We start from the raw sequence: 20,419 nt of genomic DNA on the forward strand, positions 1-20,419 counted from the left end.
GTCCAGGAAAGCCGGATCAACTCCGCATGCGGGCGTGGCCGGGATCGTAGGGGCACGGGGGAATGACCCGCGCCGGGACGGGATGACCCAGGATATCGACGGTGAGGGCGGTGCCGGGCGCGGACTGTCCGGGCCGGACGAAGGCATAGGCCAGATTGAGCCCGGTCCGGTGCCCCCATTCGCCCGAGGTAACCGTGCCGACGATCAGTCCGCCCGCTCGGACCGAAGCCCCGCCCGGCGCGGGCGCCTCCGCCGTCTCGATACTCAACGTGACCACCTTACGCCTTGGCCCGTCCGCGACGCGCCTGCGGAGCGCGTCGCGACCGACGAACGGACCCTTCTCCAAGGCCACGAACCGGTCGAGCCCGGTCTCGTAGGGATCGAACTCCGTCAGGATATCGGCCTTCCAGTGGAGGAATCCCTTCTCCAGCCGCATCGACTCCACCGCGCGCGCTCCAAAGAGGCGCAGACCATGGGCCGCGCCCGCCCGCCGCAGCGCGTCATAGGCGGCGCGCAGGGACGGGTTGGGCACGTGGATCTCATAGGCGAGTTCGCCCGAAAAGCTCACGCCCATCACCGTCGCGGGCGCGATGCCGACATGCGCCTCGCGGACCGACAGCCAGGGGAAGGCGTCCTTGGACCAATCGCCCCGCGCGGCTGCCGACAGCACGTCCCGCGCCTTTGGCCCGGCCAGGACCAGGGTCGTCTGCGCGTTGGTCAGCGACCGGATCCGCACGTCCTCGCCGGGGCGCAGATGGGCGGTGAGCCAATCCATGTCATGGACCTCGCTCGCCGCCGCCGAGCCATACCAGACCCGTTCGGGGCCGCGCGTGGAGGGCGGCAGATTGGCCAGCGTCGCCTCCGCCTTGAGGCAGCCGTGATCGTTCAGCAGGTAGGCAAGCCCGACCCGCCCGGCGGCCCTCGGCACCCGGCCGCAGGTCATCCGGTCGAGAAAGCCCGGAACATCCGCCCCGGTCAGCTCGAAGCGGTTGAACCCCGAGATCTCGGTCAGCCCGACGCCCGTGGCGACCGCCTCGACCTCGGCGGCGACGACCCCGTTCACCTCGTTGAAGCGGAAGCCCAGCGTCTCGACGAAACCCGGCGCCGGTTTGACGTAGTCCACCCGCTCCCAGCCGCTCACGATCCCCATCTCGGCGCCCTCGGCGATCAGCACATCGGTCAGCGGCGTGGTCTTGATCGGCCGCCCGGCGGGCCGATGCTCATGCGGGAAGTGGAAGCGGAATTCGTTGCGGTAATCCTCGACGGCCTTGAGCGCCGTCAGCTCCACCGTCGCGTGCTTGGCAAAGCGGCGCGGGTCCAGGCACCAGGTGTCGTAGCAGGCCTCCCCATGGACGATCTGCTGCGCCAGCAGCCAGCCATGGCCACCGCCCTCCCCCAGCCCGGCGCGCAGCCCGACGATGCAAAACGCGTTGCGCTTGCCCGGGACGGGGCCGACCAGCGGCGCGCCGTCGATGGTGTAGGTGATCGGGCCGTTCACCACCTCGCGGATGCCGGTCTCCATCAGGCAGGGCATCCGGGCGAAGGCGCCCTCCAGCACATCCGCCACCCGGTCCAGATCGTCGGGGCAGAGATCGCTGGAAAAGCGCGGGTCGATCCCATCGAGGCCCCAGGTCCGGCAGTCCTGCTCGTAGAAGCCCACCAGCAAGCCGCCCTTCTCCTGCCGGGAATAAAAGTCGCTGATCGGGCAGCGCAGCAGCGGAATGCGGTGCCCCGCCGCGGCGATGGCGGGGATGTCCTCGGTCAGGACATATTGATGCTCCATCGCGGCGACGGGATGCTGCACGCCCATCATCGCGCCGATCTCGTTGCAGCGGTAGCCGCCCGCGTTGACGACGATCTCGCAACGCACGTCGCCTTTTTCGGTATGCACGGTCCAGGACTGGTCCGCGTGCTGCGTCAGCCCGGTGACCGGCGTGTGCCGGTTGACCTCGGCCCCGGCCAGCCGCGCCCGCCGCGCCAGCGCCTGACAGAGCTGCGCGGGGTCGATATGCCCGTCAGCCGGATCCCACAGCCCGCCCAGCAGGTTCTCGGTCGAGATCAGCGGATGGCGGCGGGCGCATTCGGCCGCGTCGATCACCTCGAAGTCGATACCGATCCCTGCGGCCATGGACGCGAAATGGCGGTAGCCGTCCATCTGCGCCTCGGTATTGGCAAGGCGGATGCCGCCATCGCCGTAATTGTAGCCCACCGGATAGTCGGGATCGTCCCGGAGTTCCTTGTAAAGCGCGATGGAATGGGCCTTCAGCCCCACCATCGTCTGGTTCACCCCGAAATTCGTGACCTGCGCGGCGGAATGCCAGGTCGTGCCGGAGGTCAGCTCGTCCCGCTCGATCAGCATCACGTCCGACCACCCCTCCCGCGTGAGGTGGTAGAGCACGGAACAGCCCGCGATGCCTCCGCCGATCACGACAACCCGCGCCTGGTCCCGCATTCGCATCCCCTTCCGTCGCCCCCACGCAGCTTTTCGCGGGCCGGGCGACAATGCAAGGGAGCGCGCCGCTCCGGGTTAGCCCCGCGACTCCAAGGCCGACAGCCAGCGCTCCACCCGCTCCCGGTTCACGCCCAGGTCGGAATGGCCATAGCGCGAGCGGCTCCAGACGCTGACGCGGGCGCCGTCGCCCTCGGGCGAGACCTTGACCGAGATCGCGTCGGGAAAGCCCATGAGCCGCGAGCGCTGGACATAGGTCACATGGCCCTCGTCGGGCGATCCCGCGATGCGCTCGACCCGCTCATCGGCCATCGCGATCTCGTCGAACTGCGCCGCGACCTCCTGCGGCGCGCGGTCGAGGCGCAGCGCGGGCCGGTCGCCGCCCTCCGCCACCAGGTAGTCGTTGGGCTTACCCGTCCGCGCGCCCGCCTCCGGGTCGGCATGCCACGTCTCGGGATCCATCGGCGCGGTCCGCACGAAGCCCGCGCCTGCGACGGCGGCCAGGCCGCCCAACAGAAGAAGTCGTCTTACCATGGCCTGGAGATAGGGCGACGGACCGCCCGCGTCACCCCATCCGCAGGATTTGCAGATCGGCGACATTGGTGCCCGTCCCGCCGGTGATCAGCAGATCGCCCGTCGCCTGCAACACGGGATAACTGTCATTCTCGGCCAGCCGGGCCGCGACGTCGATCCCCGCCGCTCGGGCGCGCGCCAGGGTGCCGTCATCGACCAAGGCCCCGGCCGCATCCGTCGGACCGTCCCGCCCGTCCGTGCCCCCCGAAAGGAAGGCCCAAGGCCGGCCCACCCCCTCCAGCGCGAGCGCGACGCGCAGGGCCAGCTCCTGGTTGCGCCCGCCGCGCCCGGAGCCGCGCAGCACCACCGTCGTCTCCCCGCCCCAGAGCCGGGTCCCCGGGGCCGCCGCCCGCGCCACGCGCGCCGCCGCCTCGGCGACATCGCCCTCCAGGGGCACGGGGTCGAGCACGGCGCCCGGCGCGGCGGCGGCCATCGCCTCCGCCGAGAGCCGGTTCGAGCCGATCAGGCGCGTCTCCATCGCCGGGGTCTCGACAGGCTGCGCCTGTGCCAGCGCCACGCGGCAGCTCTCCGGCAGCCGCTCCCAAAGCCCTTCGCGACGGAGCAGCGCCACCGCCTGTTCCGGAGGCCCCAAGGGCGGTACACAAGGCCCCGAGGCGATGGCCGAGAGGTCGTCGCCCACCACGTCCGACAGGATCAGCGCCGTCCCCGTCGCGGGCGCCAGCGCTCGCGCCAGCCCGCCCCCCTTGATCCGGCTGAGCGACTGCCGCACCAGGTTCATCGCGCGGATGTCCAGCCCGGCGCTCAACAGCTGGCGCGACACCTCCGCCTTGTCCGCGAGGCTGACGCCCGCGACCGGCGCCACGGCCAGCGCCGAACCGCCTCCCGAAATCAGCACCAATGCGCGCTGGCCCGATCCAAGCCGTCCCGCCCAATCCAAAAGCGCGGTCCCGGCCCGTTCAGACCCGTCGTCGGGAACCGGATGGCCGCCCAGGATCACCTCGGCCCCCGCGATCTCGGCGGCATTCTCCGGGTTGGTGACGACGAGGCATGGCACGCCCGGAAAGCGGGCCAGGGCAGCCCGGGACATCGCCCCCGCCGCCTTGCCCACGGCCAGGATCGCGTCGGGCCGCGCGACGTCCGTCAATGCGCCGGTCACAGCCGCGACCGGGTCCGCCCGGCGCACGCCCGCCATGAAAATGTCAATCAAGCCGTCGCGCATCGCCCCCTCCGCGGACCGTCATCGCCAAAGGCGGCCGGCCACGGCGAAGGTGGTGCGGGTGAAGGGACTCGAACCCCCACGCCTTGCGGCGCCAGAACCTAAATCTGGTGCGTCTACCAGTTCCGCCACACCCGCTCGCGGTCCCCTTAGCACCCGAAAACACCGGCGGGAAGGGCCACGAGGAGTCCGCGCCCTTGCCCCTGTTGTGCCGCATTTCGGGCGCATCTTCGAACAATCCAGGCCGAGTCGCCCATCGGGAGAAACGCCATGACCGTCCAACTCCGCATGAACGCAGAAGAGCTCATCCGCCGTGCCGCACGGCCTGTGGGACCGACCGCGCGCGGCGGGATTGTTCGTGGAACCCGGATCCTCACGGCAAGGGGCGAGATCCCGGTCGAATGCCTCCGCCCCGGCGATCGGGTCATCACCCGCGAGGCCGGCATGCGCCCGATCCGCGCCATCGCCCCGGCGGACGCGCCGGTCTACCGCATCGCCGCCGACAGCCTGGGCATCGCCCGACCCGAACGCGAGACCCGCGTCGCAGCCGATCAGCATCTCGTTCTCCGCGACTGGCGCGCCTCCGCGCTGTTCGACGCCGAGCGCGCGTTGGTCCCCGCCGCGCGCCTGCGCGACGCCCGGCAAATCGTGCCCGCCGGCCGAGACGAGGTCTACCGCCTCGACCTGGGCCGCCCCGCGACGATCTGGGCGAATGGTCTGGAACTGCCCACGGGACGCAGCGAAGCCGGCGTGGTCGACGGCGCGGATGCGTGAGGACGGCTGACCGCGGGGAGCAGGTCGCGGCCCCAAGCCTCCGGGCCTGACCGCGCGGCTGCGCCCCGCTACGTTTGCATCATCGCATCGCGCGCCAGACCGCCCCCAGACGGAACCACAAAGATCTCGCCGCGCTGCCCAGACGGGGTGTGGCGGCGCCCACCGCGCTCGGACGCAGTCGCCCGCCCCAAGGATGACTTCGGCTCTTGACGCCCTACCCTCGCCGGGATCCTGACCTGCAAGGAGAACCCTATGCGTTTCGTCACGTTCATGGCGCTGCTGGTCCCGGCCGCCGCCTGCGCTCAAACCTTCACCTGGGGCACCCGCAACACCGATTTCGAACCCGCTTTCCCCGAGCAATTCCGCGCGGAGCTGGTCTCTTCCGGCGTCTCGCTCTCGCGCGAGGTTCTGGCCGATGGCCTGGTCCATCCCTGGGGGATCGCGACCCTGCCCGATGGCGCCGGATGGCTCGTGACCGAAAGGCCGGGCCGCCTGCGTCACCTCTCCTCCGACGGCACCCTGTCCGATCCGATCGCCGGCACGCCCGACGTAGTCGCACGGCGGCAAGGCGGCCTCCTGGACGTGGTGCTCGCCCCGGACTTCGCCGAGACGCGCACCATCGTGGTGACCTATGCCAAGCCGGTCGATGGCGGCTCCGCCACAGCGGCGGCGCGCATGATCCTGTCCGACGATCTGAGCGCCGTCTCCGAGGTCGAGGACATCTTCGTGCAGACCCCGCCCAGCGCCAATCCGATGCATTTCGGCAGCCGCGCCGTGTTTCTGCCCGACGGCACACTCGCCATCACCACGGGGGAGCATTTCTCCGACGAAGAACGGCCCTTCGCGCAGGATCTCGACAAGACCTATGGCAAGGTCATCCGCGTGACGCTCGACGGCGCGGCGCCCTCCGACAATCCCTTTGTCGGCGATGCCGACGCGATCGACACGATCTGGTCTTACGGCCACCGCAACATCCAGGGCGCAGCCGTGGACGCGGACGGCACGTTCTGGACCATCGAGCACGGACCGGCCGGCGGCGACGAGCTCAACCGCCCCGAGGCGGGGGCGAATTACGGCTGGCCGCTGGTGAGCTATGGAAAGCGCTACGGCTTCTCCGGAGGCGGCGCGATCGGCAGCGGGCAGGCGTCGATGGAGGGTGTCGAGGAACCCGTGTATTTCTGGGACCCAGTGATCGCACCCGGCGGCATGGCCTTCCATTCCGGCGCGTCCTTCCGGGAGTGGAACGGTGACATCCTGGCATCGTCGCTCAACCCCGGCGGCGTGGTGCGGCTGGAGTTGGAGGACGGGCTGGTCGTCGCCGAGGAGCGCCTGCTGCGCGATCTCGGACGCGTCCGGGATGTCGAGGTGCAGCCCGATGGCAGCTTCATCGTGCTGACGGATTTCCAGGACGGGTCGGTCTTTCACATCACGCCAGCAAACCCGTCCTGAGCGCCGCGGCAAGAAAAAAGGGCGCCCCGAGGGGCGCCCTGATCCTGTCGCGGCGCCGTGGCCTCAGATCTCTTCGAGCTTCTCGACCTCGGCCTGAAGCTCTTCCTTGGTGATCGGCTTGTCAGTCACGTCGGCTTTCTCAAGCACGACGTCGATCACCTTGTCCTCGAAGAGCGGCGCGCGCAGCTGCTGCTGCGCCTGGGCGTTCTGCTGGATGAACTGGAAGAACTCCCGCTCCTGCCCCGGATATTGGCGCGCCTGATTCATGATGGCCTGGGTCATCTCGGCATCGGTGACCTCGACCCCCTCCTTCTGGCCCAGCTCGGCCAGCAGCAGGCCAAGGCGCACGCGGCGCGTGGCGAGCTTCTTGTGCTCTTCGGTGGGCTCGATCTCGGGGTGGTCGTGGCCCTGCACGTCCGGGTTTTCCTCGTGCCAGAGCTGGTGGGCGATTTGCGCCGCCTCGGCCTCGACGAGGCTGGGCGGCAGGTCGAAGCTGACCAGATCGTCGAGCTGGTCGAGCAGCTGGCGCTTGACCACCTGACGCGCGGCCCCCTGGTATTCCTGCACGAGGCGGCCGGAAATCTGCTCCTTCAGCGCGTCCAGGCTCTCGGCGCCGAATTGCTTTGCGAGTTCGTCGTCGATCGTAGCCTCGGCGGGCTTCTTCACTTCCTTGACCTTGCACTCGAAGACAGCGGCCTTACCCGCAAGATGCTCGGCCTGATATTCCCCGGGGAAGGTGACCTCGACGTCCTTCTCCTCGCCGGCCTTGAGCCCGATGAGTTGGTCCTCGAAGCCCGGGATGAAGCTGCCGGAGCCCAACTCCAGCGGGAAATCCTCGGCCGCGCCACCGTCGAAGGCCTCGCCATCGACCTTGCCCAGGAAGTCGATCACGACCTGATCGCCCTTGGCCGCCTTGCCCTTCTTGGTCTTGAAGGTCTTGGCGTTGGAGGCGAGGCTTTCCAGCGCCTCCTGGATGTCGGCCTCGGCGGGCTCGACCGTCAGACGCTCGATCTTGACGCCGGAGAAGTCGACCTCGGGCACGTCGGGCAACGCCTCGTAGGACAGGGTGACATGGACATCGTCACCCTCTTTCCAGTCCTGATTGGCCATCTCGATCTTGGGCTGCATCGCGGGACGGTCGCCCGACTCCTCGAAATGCTTGGTGGTCGCGCCGTCGATCGCTTCCTGCATGGCCTCGCCCAGCAGGCGCTGGCCGAACTGGCGCTTGAGCAGGGCCATGGGAACCTTGCCCTTGCGGAAACCCTTCATCTCGATCTCGGGCTGCGCCTCGGTCAGCTTTTCGTTCACCTTGGCGTCAAGGTCGGCGGCGGGGACCGTGATGGTGTAGCCGCGCTTGAGGCCTTCGTTCAGGGTCTCGGTCACCTGCATGTCGCGTCGTCCTTAGCTCATTGGTCAGGGGCGCGCCGCGCCCCATAGGTCAAAGGCCCGCCAATAGGGCGGGCCGAAATCGAGCGCCTGTCTAGGGAGAGCGACCGGGGGGCGCAAGGGGATTTGCAGGACGCTCGTCCGGCGTATCCGCCGTCCTCGCCATGTGGCCGCCAAGAGCGGGCGGAAACCGCGGCTCCGCCGATCGGCGCGAGGGGGCGGCGGTGCCGATGCCGGGACGCGCGCCGATTGACGGGCGTCAACCGCCGCACTCCGTCCAATGTCACACTCTGCCCGGGACCAAGGCGAGAGAAGCGGAGACACGAATGACCAACGCGACCCCCCATGTCCTCGACTTTGCGGAGGTGCGGCGCGGCGATGTCGCCCGCGTCGGCGGCAAGAACGCCTCCCTGGGTGAAATGATCGGCGCGCTGGTGCCCAAGGGGATCGCCGTGCCGCCGGGCTTCGCCACCACGGCGGAGGCGTTTCGCGAATATCTCGCCTTCAACGAGCTGAACGCCGCGATCGCCGAGGAATTGGACGCGCTCGCCGCCGGGCGGATCGCGCTGTCTGTCGCCGGGGAGCGCATCCGGGCGATGATCCTGTCGGGCGACTGGCCCGCCGGGATCGCCGAGGCGATCCGAACCCACTACCGCGCACTGGGCCACGGGGTTGGGCAGTGGGACGTCCCCATCGCGGCGCCTGTCGCCGTCCGCTCCTCCGCCACGGCCGAAGACCTCCCCGACGCGAGCTTCGCGGGCCAGCAGGAGACGTTCCTGAATGTTACCGGAGATGAGGCTCTGCTCGACGCCTGCAAGCGCTGCTACGCGTCGCTCTATACCGACCGGGCCATCGCTTACCGGCAGATGAAGGGCTTTGCCCACGACCAGGTCGCGCTTTCGGTGGGCGTGCAGCGCATGGTCCGGGCCGATACCGGCGGGTCCGGCGTGATGTTCTCGATCGATACGGAATCCGGCTTTCCGAACGCCGTCCTCATCAACGCAGCCTGGGGCCTGGGCGAGAACGTGGTGCAAGGCGCGGTCGACCCGGACGAGTATCAGGTCTTCAAGCCGTTCCTGAACGATCCGGAGCGCGCGCCGATCCTCGAGAAGGCGATGGGCGCGAAGGCGATCAAGATGGTCCACGGGCCGGACGGCGTCCCGCGCAACGTGCCCACCTCGAAGGCGGAGCGTGCCCGCTTCGTGCTGAGCGACGCGGAGATCGTCGACTTGGCCCGCCAGGCCGTCGTGATCGAGGATCACTACGGCTGTCCGATGGACATGGAATGGGCGCGCGACGGCGAGACGGGCAAGATCTATATCGTGCAGGCAAGGCCCGAAACGGTGCAGTCGCGGGCCGATGCGGGCAAGCTGCGCTCCTATGCGGTCAGCGAGGCGGGCCGCGTCCTGACCGCGGGCCTCAGCGTCGGCAGCGCCGCCGTCACGGGGCGCGTCTCGATCATCGAGGATGCCGCCGATATCGACCGCTTTGTGGATGGCTCGGTGCTGGTCACGAGCACGACCAACCCTGACTGGGTTCCGATCATGAAGCGCGCGGCGGCCATCGTCACCGATCATGGCGGACGCACGTCGCATGCCGCCATCGTCAGCCGGGAACTCGGCCTGCCCGCCATCGTCGGCTGCGGCGACGCGACCCGCGTCCTTCACGACGAGCAGGAGGTCACCGTCTCCTGCGCCGGCGGCGAGCGGGGAGAGGTGACCGAGGGCGCCGCGCGGATCGCCGTGACCGAGGAGGCGCTGGGCGACCTGCCCCGCCCCGCGACGCAGGTCATGCTCAACCTCGCCAATCCCGGAGCCGCCTTTCGCTGGTGGCGCCTGCCCGTCGATGGCGTGGGCCTCGCCCGGATGGAGTTCGTGGTGAACAACACGGTGAAGGTGCACCCGATGGCCCTGATCCATCCCGAACGGGTGACCGACCCGGAGGCCCGCGCGCGCATCGATACGCTGACCGCCGACTACGCCAGCCCCCCGGACTACTTCGTCGAGCGCCTGGCGCAGGGACTCTCGCGGATCGCGGCCTTCTGTCACCCGAAGCCCGTGATCGTGCGGATGAGCGACTTCAAGACCAACGAATATGCCGACCTGCTGGGCGGGCGGGACTTCGAGCCCTCCGAGGAGAACCCGATGATCGGCCTGCGCGGCGCCTCGCGCTATGACAGCGATCTCTACCGGGAGGGCTTCGCCCTGGAATGCCGGGCCATCGCCCGGCTGCGCGGGGTCATGGGGTTCGAGAACGTGATCGTCATGATCCCGTTCTGCCGCACGCCGGAGGAAGCCGATCGGGTTCTGGCCGTGATGGCGGAGCACGGGCTGGAGCGGGGGCGCGACGGGCTGCAAGTCTACGTCATGGCCGAGATCCCGACGAACGTGATCCGCGCCGCGGAGTTCGCGCAGCGCTTCGACGGCTTCTCCATCGGCTCGAACGACCTGACGCAGCTGACGCTCGGGATCGACCGCGATTCCGACGCGCTGGCCGCATCGTTCCGGGAGGACGACCCTTCGGTGCTGTGGATGATCGAACGGCTCATCGGCGAAGCGCATGCGGCGGGCGTGAAGGTCGGCTTCTGCGGGCAGGCGCCCAGCAACGATCCGTCCTATGCGCGGCGGCTGGTCGGGTTCGGGATCGACAGCATCTCGGTGACGCCGGACAGCTTCGCCCAGGTCTTGCGGAACGTCTCCGAAGCGGAAAACGAAGCGTAGCCTCCCGACGGGCGGGGCCGCGCCTCGGCGGGCGTGCCGCCCGCCAAGGGGGCGACGCCTCAGCCGCCGCGCGTGGCGTCCGCCAGCCGGAGGAGCGCGGCGAGAATCGCCTGCGACAGCACCGGCGAGCGTCCGGAGCCGATGACGCGGTCGTTGTCGCGGGTGTCGCCCTCGCGCAGGGTGCAGCGCCAATGGCCGTCCTTGTCGTTGGCGCGTCCATGCACGTTCACGGCCCAGTTCGGATAGGCGAGATCGGCGACATGCATGACGCCGTCCGTCTGATCGAGATGGCGCGCCGTCGCCTTCGGGTCGGTGACGATATCGGGACGCAAATGGCTCAGCGCGAGCGCCACCGAGGACAGATCGCCCAAGGTCAGGTCGCTTTGCGTCTCCAGCCGGTCGATCAGGACATCCAGTTCAAGGTCGCTCATCGGGTCTCTTCCTCTCTGTTGCGTCGAGGGCGAGCTCGACGGCGGCCTGCCTTCCATCGGCTGAGGTGCGATGCGGGACCGAAGGCGTACTGCCCATGGCGGCACGCCTGCCTGCATCGCGCGATCCCCAGACCTCCGGGCGCCGAGCTGAGACTACCCGGATCGGGCGCGCGCCCGGTTTGACCGCTGTCAAATCCGAGTCCGGTTGCGGCGGTTCTAATCCGGGCATCCGAAACCCGCTTCAGGAGAAGGCCGATGTCCCGAGCGATGCCGCGCAGACCGACCCTGGCCCGCCTCCGGGCCCTGCCCGCCCTCTCGGCGCAGATGGTGGCGGATCTCACGGAGCGCGTCCGGCCCTGAACCGACCGCGATCCCGACCCAGATACGGAGCCCTAGCCATGACATCCCACGCGAACCTGACCGGCGGCGACCCGGACACGCCGCGCCCCCCCGACGAAACGCCCCCGCCCGCGGAGCCGGAACTGCCCCCATCAAGCGACCCGGTCTCGCCGGAAGGGCCGCCGGAGGAACCGCCGACGATCGATCCCTCGCCGCCGTCGATCTCGCCCGAGATGCCCCCCGATCCCGGGCCATCCGAGTTCGAATGACGCGCGCTCCAGCCCGCGCCGAGCAGCGCACGGCAGAGGACGACCCGGCCTCGCCCGGAGGCCGACACGTGACAGGAAAGGGGCGCGAAATGGCGCAATCCACGGTTCTTCTGATTACCGACATGAACCTGACGGACGAGGCTCTACGGCGCGCCCTCGACGACCTCGATCCCGCCGCGTTCCACATTCGCGTCCTCCTCACCGAGAGAAGCGAGCCGCTTCCCGTGCTGTCGCGGGGGTCGCCGCCTTACGGGCCGATCGTCTTCCCGGAGGATTGGATCGCGCGCTTGAGCGACGAAGCCGACATCATGGCCAGCCGAGCCGCGAGCCTCCGGGAGATGCTGCGTGAAATGGGCTTCGACGGGGAGGTCGCCTCGGTCCTGGAGGAGCCATCGACGCTCGGCGAAGCCGTCACGCGCCGCGCGGCGTTCTGCGATCTCGCGGTGCTGGACGTCCTCGCTCGTCAGGAATTGCTGTCCGAGATGCTGTTCCACGGCGCCGTGGGCGTCGTGCTGAACGCCCCCCGACTGAGCGCCGCGCTCGCCCCCCGCCATGCCGCCCTCGCCTGGGATGGAAGCATGCCCGCCCTGCGGGCGATCCACAGGGCGCTGCCCATCCTGAGACGGACGGAAAGGGTGACGATCCTGCGGATCGAGGAAGCCGGCATAAGTGGCGCGTCAGCCGACGCCGCCGTGCCGGATTTGCGGGATTGGCTGACGCGGCATGGATGCACGGTCTCCGTCGAAAGGCGCGAGATCGAACCGGAGGGTGTCGCCGAGACGCTGCTGGGCTCCTGCCGGGATCTCGACGCCGATCTCCTCGTCCTTGGCGCCTTCGCGCGCTCCCGCGCGCGCCAGTTCCTTCTCGGAGGCACGACCCGGTCAATCACGCGTCAGGACCGGCTTCCCGTTCTGCTCTCCCACTGATGCCCGCAAGCGGCCACCCGACTCCGCCCGGGCGTTCCGGGCCGGAGGCACGCCTTCGCTGAGATGCCACACGTCCCCCGGAGCGGTCAGCGAGGACCGCGCTCCGGTCGGTGCCACGCCATCGGACCGAGTCGCCCTTTGGCAGGTCGCCAAGGGGGCGAAGGGTGCCGCGCATCACGCTTTCCGCCGGGTGCCGGTTGTTCGGGTTCGTGCCCGTCCGGCGGCCGGGATCGGCCCGCCCTGCCCGCCCAGTCTCGCATATCCGGGGCCGTCGTCGGAGGGGCGGGCCACCGCCCAGTGCCGCCCCACCCGGGAGACGCCGAACCGCGCCGCGGTCGCCCCGGTTGACGAGCGTCAAGCGCGGCGCTGGTGAATCGCTATGCTGGGTGCGAACGGAGCGGAGACCCTGAGACCGATGCACCTGACTTGGACCCGGCACAAAGCGGCGATGGCCGGCATCGAGGGGAGGCGCGCCGGTTCCCCGAAGGCACCCGCTTGTCAGGGCTGGATGAGCCGCTCTCGCAGAGTGATCTTCGCCCTGGCGGCGTGCCTGCTGGCCGTCTCCGCGCCCCCCGGCCCGGCCGAGCCCCTTCGCCAGGACGCGACATTCCAGGCGCTGCTCGACGCCCATGACATCCCGCTCGTGCTCCCCGAGCGCGGCAAGGCGATCGTCGTCAATATCCCGGCCTTCGAAATGATCGCTTTCGAGGACGCCGTGCCCGTCCTGCGCAGCCGCGTCATCGTCGGCACGCCCTGGCATCGCACCCCGCGGCTTGAGACCTACGCCACTGTCGTGCGGTTCCGCCCGACCTGGCGGCCGACGCCGTCCATGGTCGCGAGCGGCGAGTATCCCAACCGGATCTGGCCGGCCGGACCGAACAATCCGCTGGGCCTCGCCGCCGTGCGGCTGCAGCCGGGTCTCCTGGTCTACCTGCACGACACCAACAGGCCCGAGCTGTTCGAAAAGGAGGTCCGCGCCCTCTCCCATGGATGCGTCAGGGTCGAAGCCTGGGACCGATTGATTGCCTGGCTTCTCGACTGGCCACTGGCCGAGGTCCACCGGCTCGCCCAGGGAGGGCGGACGACCGACGTCCCGACGGAGCCGGTTCCGGTGGTCCTGGCCTATCTGCGGCGCTTCCCGGACGAGACGGGCACGGTGGTCGAGCATCCGGATATTTACGGGCTGAGCCCGTCGGCGAAGCTGGAGGAGGCGGGCTGCCTTGAAGTCGACTCCGGGTGACGGTCGCCAGCCCCCGACCCCTGCCGGACGGCGCGACGGCCGCCTCCTCCTGTCCCAGGGACGCGGCCTCGGTTTCCCGGCGCTGGCGCAATCCGCCTCCCGACCGCAGATAGCTTATTTGCCCGAAAGCGGGCCGCGGCGTTCGCCTCCCAAGGCGCGGCAGAACTTGGCGCCGTCTTCGTGGTGAACCAAATTCACGACCCGGTCATATGTCCGATCAAGGTCGTGCGCGCGCGGTGTTGGAGAAAAGCGCCGCCAGATGCCAGTCGCCGCGCTGCCTGGCGCCGTAGACCGATCCCGAGCACTTCGGTGTCGCCGAGACGGAGCGCGGCTTCGGAAATGCTCACGCCTTGCGCCTGCAGCACCTCAACCTACCGCAGTTTCACGACGAAATCCTCGGTCTTTTCTCGCGTCCCAGCCATTTCCTTGGTCCCCCAAACTTCGGTGCAGAATTGCGCCAGTCGCTGGACCAATTCTGTGGGGGCAATCCGGTCTTGCCACTCAGTCCTGATCTTCACAAACATCGCGTCGACGCCCCGCCGCCAGCCGCCGGACTTCAGACTTCATCCTCGCGGTAGCGCGCTTGCGGATCTTGGCGACGAGCATCAGGCCAAAGCCATGCCATCAGAGCCGACAGTCTCATGGCTGATCTCAAGGCCGCGCCCGTAGAGCGGATCCCTCGACAGTACGGAAAAAGGAAACCGGACATAGGGCATCACCGCCAGCCGTGCTATTTCGGAGCTGGTCCTGAACCACGTCAAAGGGTTGGGCTCGGTGTTGGCAGTATCTGACCGAGCGCTCAGCCCCGGCGCAGGCCAGGTTTTTCTAACAGAGCCATTGAGCGCGTTGATTGGCCGTACCTGCCAGTCAGTTTCCTTCAGAGTAGCAGCCCCCGCCTGTGCCAGACCGCTCGCAACCTTTCATGTTTGAAGCTTACGCCCCCTGGGCGGCGCGCGCCCTTGGAGCGCGGGATCGGAATTCTGGCGCGTAGCCTGCGTTGCGGAGGTCGTTTCGGCATTCGTCTGGTGCGAAGAGGCGGCAGACGGAGCCGATTGCGTCCGAGAGTTGGTCGAATGGCCGAGCTGCGTCCTGCACGTCTTCTGCGTCTCTTCGCGTCCTCCGGCTGACGGGCTCTGGCACTGGCTGTCCCAGCTCCGATCGGCAGGACGCCCGGACCCGCTCCGGCCGTCCCCTCTGACGAGGGGAGGATCGGCAACGCCGGTCCGCGGCAGACCTGCACATGCAGGGGAAGACGAGGGTATCGCGCGCGGGTCGGCGAACGCGACCGTCAGACCCGGGCATTCATGGGATAGACGATGTCCATCACGCCCTCTTCGAAATGGTCGAAGCTCTTGCGCCAATCGGAGCCCGGCCACATCACGTCCATCTGCCCCGCTTTCGGGCGGTAGGCGGCCGTGTAGAGCGTGCCGAACCCCTCTCCGAAGGCGACCGAATAGAGCGGTGGACGCAAGAAAGAGGCGATGAATTTCTCCGGGGTTTCCGGATGGAGCGTCAGACGGTGCAACAGGAAGCGTTCGCGCTCGACGGTGGCGGTCAAGCGGGCGTGGCTCTGCCACTCGACGCGGTCCTGATGGTTGGTGGCGACGGCGGCGTGGCTCAGGACCGTGGGCCGATCGGGTGCCAGATAGGCCGTCAGATAGCGGCGGCGGGCGTCGAGCACGGTCACGTTGTAGCTCATGTGGCAGGGCACCCGTTCGAGCACCCGGCCCGCTTCCTCCGCCGTCTCGCAGGTTTGCAGGATGTAGCGCAGGATCAGCGGCACGCCGAAGCCCTCCCCGACCGCGCGCCGGCCGCCGAAGGTCAGCGAGACGGCCAGCCCCGCGTCGTTCATCCCATCGACGAGGCCGAAGAGACCGTCCGCCATTCCCATCACGCCGCGCCCTTGCCACCGCGTCTTCAGGAGAACGGCGTCGAAGGCGGTCACGTCGTAGTCGTAATTGCGCACGAGCAGCGGCTCTTCGCCGGGCCAGATCGCCTGGCTGCATCCGGCGAGATAGCGCGGCGGGCAATAGTAGCTCAGGAACCGGGCCTGGCTGTCGCCACCCCCGACCAGCTCGCACAGTTCCTCATAAAGGGGCACGATCTCGGGCATGTGCGTGCGTAGGGCGGTGAGGCTCTCGCGGTAGGTGGGCCGGCCGCTCAGGCCCTCGCGCGACCACCATCTCCGATAGGCGGGCCAATACTCGTTGAAGAGCGCCGCCCATTTCGGCCCGGGTGAGTCCTCACTGACTGCGCGGAACACTGTGCCATCCTTCTCTGCCGCTTGGGGTCGCAGCCGGGCCGCCTGCTGGGCCGCGTCTCGCGCCGGCCCAAGGATCCAGGCCGGGCCGGGGGATGCCCGGCCCGGCCAAGAAACGGCCCTCGATCATGTCTCCTACATGATCTTGAACGCGTAATCCTCCGCCGCGCGGGCCGACGGCAGGGGCCGGGCCGTATAGGCCGATTTGATCCCGTCGATCCACTGTTTCGCTTTCGGCGTGAGTTGGAAGTTCTTGGTCATGGACCGCCCCCGCGTCACCAGGATGCCGAGGTCCGCGCCCTCATAGCGGTAGTCTCCGACATTGGAAATCCGCAGGAAGAAGGCTTCGTCTTCGGTTTCCACGGCGCGGCGGTGATAGTCGAACCGGTCATAGACGACCTGCCCATCCGGCAGCATCTTGTAGATGCCGGACTGGGGCGCGCTGGTGATGATGTCGACATTGTCCTCGGTGTGCTTGATGACCATCTGCGACCAGCTGTCGATCATGTCCGGGTCCGCCCAGCGGGCGTTCAGCTCATCGACATCGAGCGAGAACGGTTTCTTCGAGAACTCCAGCAGGTGGAACAGGAAGAGCGGCGCGTCCGCATGGGCGAAGGCGGCGTGATTGGTCATCGAGGACGCGCCGGTGATCCGTGGGTTGAGTTCCCCCAGCCAGATGTCGTCGTTCTTCTTGTCGATCAGGAAATCCAGCTCGAAATAGCCGCGATAGCCCTCCTTGCGGAGCTGCTCGCCGAACTGGAAGGTCAGTTCCCGCGCCTGCTGCCGCTGCTTGGGCGAGAAGGCGGTGGAGAAGATCTCGTTGCCGCACCAGCCGCCGCGATAGGGGGTCAGCTCCTTGAAGCCCACGAGTTCGGTCATGAGCGGGCCGACGATGGTCCCCTGCGAGGTGGCGCAGGCCTCGATCGCGGAGCCCCGGCAATCGATCCGCTTCATGATCTTGATCTCGCCTTCGCCGACGATCTCGTGCTCATGCTTGCGGAAATCAGCCTCCGAATTGATGAAGAAGGTCGTGTGCCCGCTGTCGCCGAAGGCCGATTGCAGCACGAGGTCGGTGCCGATGCCGGCCTTCTCGGCCGTCTCGACCAGGTTCTCCCATCCGGTGACCTCGGCCAGGGTGTTGGGCACCGAGGGCACACCCGCCTTGTTGCCGACGCGGACAGTCTCGATCTTGTTGTCCATCGACTGGCGTAGCTTGGCCTTGGGGAACCAGACCTCGCCGCCCAGTTCCTTGACCAGCTTTTCGGTCTTTTCGTCGAACATCAGGAAGACGAATTTCGGCTTTCCGCCGCGCGCCGTCACATAGTCGATCACCTCCTTGTGGGAGAGGAGGTAGTTGTTGATGTCCTCGATCGACTGGAACTCGTCATGGGGCAGCTCTGACGGGCAGAGCACATTTGGATGGCGCCCATCGAAGCAGTCCATGTAGCAGATATACTTGAAGTTCTTCACCCATTCGTCGATCCCGAGCAGGTTGAAGTTGGTCGCCGAGACGAAGTAGATCGGGTCCTTGTTGGTGTGAAAGTACCGCCGGATTTCCGAGATGTTGCTCAGTGTTTTCTTAGGCATATCGGTCCTGTTGCTCCCGTCTTCGGTCCTTGTGCCGGCCCACTCGAGCCGTCCTCGTTTGTCGCATTTGGTCAGCGTCGCCTTCAGACGCTGACCACGGTCTTAAGCGCCTCCGGCGTGAAAACCCGGAGGCCCAGATCCGCCCGGAACCCGTGGATCTCGCTCACGTCGAGCGCGCGCATGAACGCCATGATTTCAGGGCTGATCACCTGTCCGGGCACGAGGATGGGAAAGCCCGGCGGATAGGGGATGATGAAGCTCGACGACACCAGCTCCTCGCCCGCCTTCACCCGCTCGTGGGTCTCTTCGAGCGACAGATAATCGCAATTCTCTTCGTCATAGGCGAGGAAGAACGCGGTCCGGATGTCGCCCTCCGGCGTCGCCCCATCGGTGCGGAACGCGTCGTGAAACCGCGAGAAATCCGGAAGCGGCGGCACATGTTCGACCAGTGCCGCGACCCGGTTCTCGAAGGAGCGCCGCTCCATCTTGGACGCATCGTCGAGCAACTCGTCGAGTTCCCGCGCGATTTCCACCAGAACCTCGATCAGATAGGCGACCGACGAGCGCGTCGTGCCGATATTGGTCATGAAGAGCACGGTGTTGCGCGACGTCTTGTTGATCTGGATCCCGTATTTGTCCATCAGGATCTTGGTCTTGAACGTGTCCCCGTCCCAACCCGTTCCGCCGACGGCGAGGGTGATGCGGGTCGGGTCCAGGACGAATTCGTCCTGATTCCAGACCTCCCAGATGTCCGACCAGCCGTGCTCAGGGTCGAAATAGCTCTCGACCCCGCTCTGACGGTGCTCGGCAGGTATCATGTCCTCGGCGGTCAGAATCTTGAAATACTTGTTCAGAAGCGGATGCGTCGAAACGGCGCGCCGGATCGACATGGCGCTTTCCACCTGCCGCTGCGTGAACTCGAAGCCTTCGAGCTCGACCTGTCGCCGCCCCACATCGAGCGAGGCGATGATCTGGTAGTTCGGAGAGGTCGAGGTGTGGGTCATGTAGGCTTCGTGGAAGGACTGCTCCACTTCACCTTTGAAGTCCTGATCGTTGACATGGATCATCGAGCCCTGGCGCAGTGAGGTCAGCGTCTTGTGGGTCGATTGCGTGGCATAGACCCGGACCCGCGCGTCGGGCGGCGGCACCAGCCTTGTCTCCAGCCAGGCCTCCTCGTCGGCGTTCTCCAGGGCCTTCTGCTGATCCTCATAGGCGGCGGCGGCCTCCGGCGTCCGCAACGTCTCGCGCAGGGTATTGGCCACGCCCATCGCCGTCCGCTGCCGGTAGGTCGGCCCGAAGCGGGCAAAGGCGAACCAGGCCTCGTCCCAAAGGAAGATCAGGTCCTTCTTGATGGCGAGGCATTCCTCCATCACGCGCTGCACATTGTAGACGAGCCCGTCGAAGGTGCAGTTCGTGAGCAGGACCATGCGCACGCGGTCCAGCTTGCCCTCGGCCTTGAGCTTCAGCAGGTGATGCTTGATCTCGCGCGTGGGCACCGCGCCATACATCGAATACTCGCTCAGCGAGTAGCTATCCATGTAGACGACCCGCGCCCCGGCCAGGACCATGCCGTAATGGTGCGACTTGTGGCAGTCGCGGTCGACCAGCACGATATCGCCGGGCCGCACCAGCGACTGCACCACGATCTTGTTGCAGGTCGAGGTGCCGTTGGTGGCGAAGAAGGTCTGCTTGGCGCCGAAGGCCCGCGCTGCCATGTCCTGCGCTTCCTTGATCGGGCCGCGCGGCTCCAGCAGGCTATCGAGCCCGCCGGACGTGGCCGAGGTCTCGGCAAGGAAGATGTTGGGCCCGTAGAACGCCCCCATATCCTGGATCCAGTGCGACCGGCTGATCGACTTGCCCCGGCTGATCGGCATGGCGTGGAACACCCCGGTGGGCTGGCGCGAATACTCCTTGAGCGCGGTGAAGAAGGGCGTCTTGTAGCGCCGGTTCACGCCCCGCAGGATGTTGAGATGCAACTCCAGGAAGTCCTCCTGGTTGTAGAACACTCGACGGCAGCGACCGAGATCGAGCCCCGCGATATCCTCGGCGGAGCGGTCGGTGACCAGATAGGCGTCGAGCTCAGGCCGGATCTTGGCGATCAAGCGGCACGTCTCGGGACCGTATTCATGCGGGTCGATATCGTCCACGCCCTCATTGCCCACGGGCCGGAGATAGCGGTTGAGGATCGGCAGATCGTTGCGCGACTTCAGCCGGAGCCCGGGCCGAACGACGACCGCCTGAACGTTGTGATTGAAGAGGATCCCGATCAGCGCGTCCTCGAGCGAAGGCACGACCACGGGCTCGTAGATGAACGGATCCTCCGCCCGGCGCATCCTTTGCAGATTGGCGCGCAGGAACCGTTCCTGCTGCTCGTTGACCTCATCGACGATCATCACCTCGAAATAGGGCCGCCCCAGGGCGCGCGCCTCGGGCGAGAGCGAGGCTTCGTCCTCGTAATCCTCGTTGTCGACCTCGTCGGTCCCCAGCGGGATGCGCCGCCGCCGATAGGCCCCGGAGGTCAGCGCCCGCGCAACGCGGCGCACCCCGACGGCAAGCTCTTCGGCATTTCCGTGGTTGAGATGCCGCCGCAGCATGTCGAAGGCATCGCGCCCGGGAAACGCCCAATAGGTCTCGATCGGGGTCAGTTGCTCGAAGAGTTCCTCGGCGCGCAGCAGCAGGCGCTTGAGCTGCGCGCTCTCCGGCTCAGCGGAGTGCAGCCCCTCCGCCACTTCCCGCAGGACCGACCATCGATCCGCCCGCAGCTGTGTCGCGCTATAGTAGTCGCGGATCGAGGACAACTTTCGTTCTGAAGACTGGAGGTTCATCCGGCCGTACTCCC

14 protein-coding genes and 1 tRNA gene are annotated in these 20,419 nt (G+C 67.7%); 6 read left to right on the forward strand and 9 right to left on the reverse strand.

What is annotated here, in order from left to right:
* Positions 1–16: 16 nt before the first annotated feature.
* From DTQ71_RS06490 to DTQ71_RS06505, 4 genes are all read right to left on the reverse strand, one after another.
* Positions 17–2,452 (reverse strand): GcvT family protein, encoded by a 2,436-nt coding sequence (locus DTQ71_RS06490; protein WP_109563460.1) that lies wholly within the window; start codon positions 2,450–2,452, stop codon positions 17–19.
* 75 nt (positions 2,453–2,527) lie between these two features.
* Positions 2,528–2,983 carry a DUF1499 domain-containing protein gene (locus DTQ71_RS06495; protein WP_170125317.1) on the reverse strand — a complete coding sequence of 152 codons (456 nt, stop codon included), beginning with the start codon at positions 2,981–2,983 and terminating at the stop codon, positions 2,528–2,530.
* Between the two features lie 31 nt (positions 2,984–3,014).
* On the reverse strand, positions 3,015–4,202 hold the full coding sequence (locus DTQ71_RS06500; RefSeq protein ID WP_109563462.1) for a glycerate kinase type-2 family protein: 1,188 nt from the start codon (positions 4,200–4,202) through the stop codon (positions 3,015–3,017).
* Positions 4,203–4,252: 50 nt separating this feature from the next.
* Positions 4,253–4,337 (reverse strand) — tRNA-Leu (locus tag DTQ71_RS06505).
* Between the two features lie 132 nt (positions 4,338–4,469).
* Between DTQ71_RS06505 and DTQ71_RS06510 the strand changes: the two genes are divergently transcribed.
* A complete protein-coding gene (locus DTQ71_RS06510) occupies positions 4,470–4,973 on the forward strand; it encodes a Hint domain-containing protein (protein ID WP_109563463.1) in 504 nt (167 codons plus the stop codon).
* 252 nt (positions 4,974–5,225) lie between these two features.
* Positions 5,226–6,422, forward strand: a complete 1,197-nt coding sequence (locus tag DTQ71_RS06515) for a PQQ-dependent sugar dehydrogenase (RefSeq protein WP_109563464.1) — start codon at positions 5,226–5,228, stop codon at positions 6,420–6,422.
* 63 nt (positions 6,423–6,485) lie between these two features.
* On the opposite strand, the gene tig is transcribed toward DTQ71_RS06515, so the two are convergent.
* Positions 6,486–7,811, reverse strand: a complete 1,326-nt coding sequence (gene tig / locus DTQ71_RS06520; RefSeq protein WP_109563465.1) for a trigger factor — start codon at positions 7,809–7,811, stop codon at positions 6,486–6,488.
* Positions 7,812–8,134: 323 nt separating this feature from the next.
* Between tig and ppsA the strand changes: the two genes are divergently transcribed.
* The gene (ppsA, locus tag DTQ71_RS06525) at positions 8,135–10,528 is read left to right on the forward strand and encodes a phosphoenolpyruvate synthase (RefSeq protein WP_109563466.1); all 2,394 of its coding nucleotides are present in this window, start codon (positions 8,135–8,137) and stop codon (positions 10,526–10,528) included.
* Positions 10,529–10,587: 59 nt separating this feature from the next.
* Here ppsA and DTQ71_RS06530 read toward each other — a convergent pair whose 3' ends face one another.
* A complete protein-coding gene (locus DTQ71_RS06530) occupies positions 10,588–10,959 on the reverse strand; it encodes a hypothetical protein (protein WP_109563467.1) in 372 nt (123 codons plus the stop codon).
* 398 nt (positions 10,960–11,357) lie between these two features.
* On the opposite strand from DTQ71_RS06530, the gene DTQ71_RS06535 reads away from it, so the two are divergent.
* From DTQ71_RS06535 to DTQ71_RS06545, 3 genes are all read left to right on the forward strand, one after another.
* Complete coding sequence (locus tag DTQ71_RS06535; protein ID WP_109563468.1) at positions 11,358–11,567, forward strand: hypothetical protein; 210 nt, start codon at positions 11,358–11,360, stop codon at positions 11,565–11,567.
* Between the two features lie 89 nt (positions 11,568–11,656).
* Positions 11,657–12,493, forward strand: a complete 837-nt coding sequence (locus DTQ71_RS06540) for a universal stress protein (protein WP_109563469.1) — start codon at positions 11,657–11,659, stop codon at positions 12,491–12,493.
* Positions 12,494–13,001: 508 nt separating this feature from the next.
* On the forward strand, positions 13,002–13,733 hold the full coding sequence (locus tag DTQ71_RS06545; protein ID WP_170125318.1) for a L,D-transpeptidase family protein: 732 nt from the start codon (positions 13,002–13,004) through the stop codon (positions 13,731–13,733).
* 1,288 nt (positions 13,734–15,021) lie between these two features.
* Here the strand turns inward: DTQ71_RS06545 and DTQ71_RS06550 are convergent.
* The 3 genes from DTQ71_RS06550 to DTQ71_RS06560 all read right to left on the reverse strand — a co-directional run bounded on the left by DTQ71_RS06550 (position 15,022) and on the right by DTQ71_RS06560 (position 20,405).
* Positions 15,022–15,996 (reverse strand): C45 family autoproteolytic acyltransferase/hydrolase, encoded by a 975-nt coding sequence (locus DTQ71_RS06550; protein WP_109563471.1) that lies wholly within the window; start codon positions 15,994–15,996, stop codon positions 15,022–15,024.
* Positions 15,997–16,128: 132 nt separating this feature from the next.
* Complete coding sequence (locus DTQ71_RS06555; RefSeq protein WP_109563472.1) at positions 16,129–17,580, reverse strand: biotin carboxylase; 1,452 nt, start codon at positions 17,578–17,580, stop codon at positions 16,129–16,131.
* Positions 17,581–17,663: 83 nt separating this feature from the next.
* A complete protein-coding gene (locus DTQ71_RS06560; protein ID WP_109563473.1) occupies positions 17,664–20,405 on the reverse strand; it encodes an aminotransferase class I/II-fold pyridoxal phosphate-dependent enzyme in 2,742 nt (913 codons plus the stop codon).
* Positions 20,406–20,419 lie beyond the last annotated feature (14 nt).

The sequence above is a fragment of the Jannaschia seohaensis genome, from assembly GCF_900116765.1.
GTDB classification, from domain to species: domain Bacteria; phylum Pseudomonadota; class Alphaproteobacteria; order Rhodobacterales; family Rhodobacteraceae; genus Jannaschia; species Jannaschia seohaensis.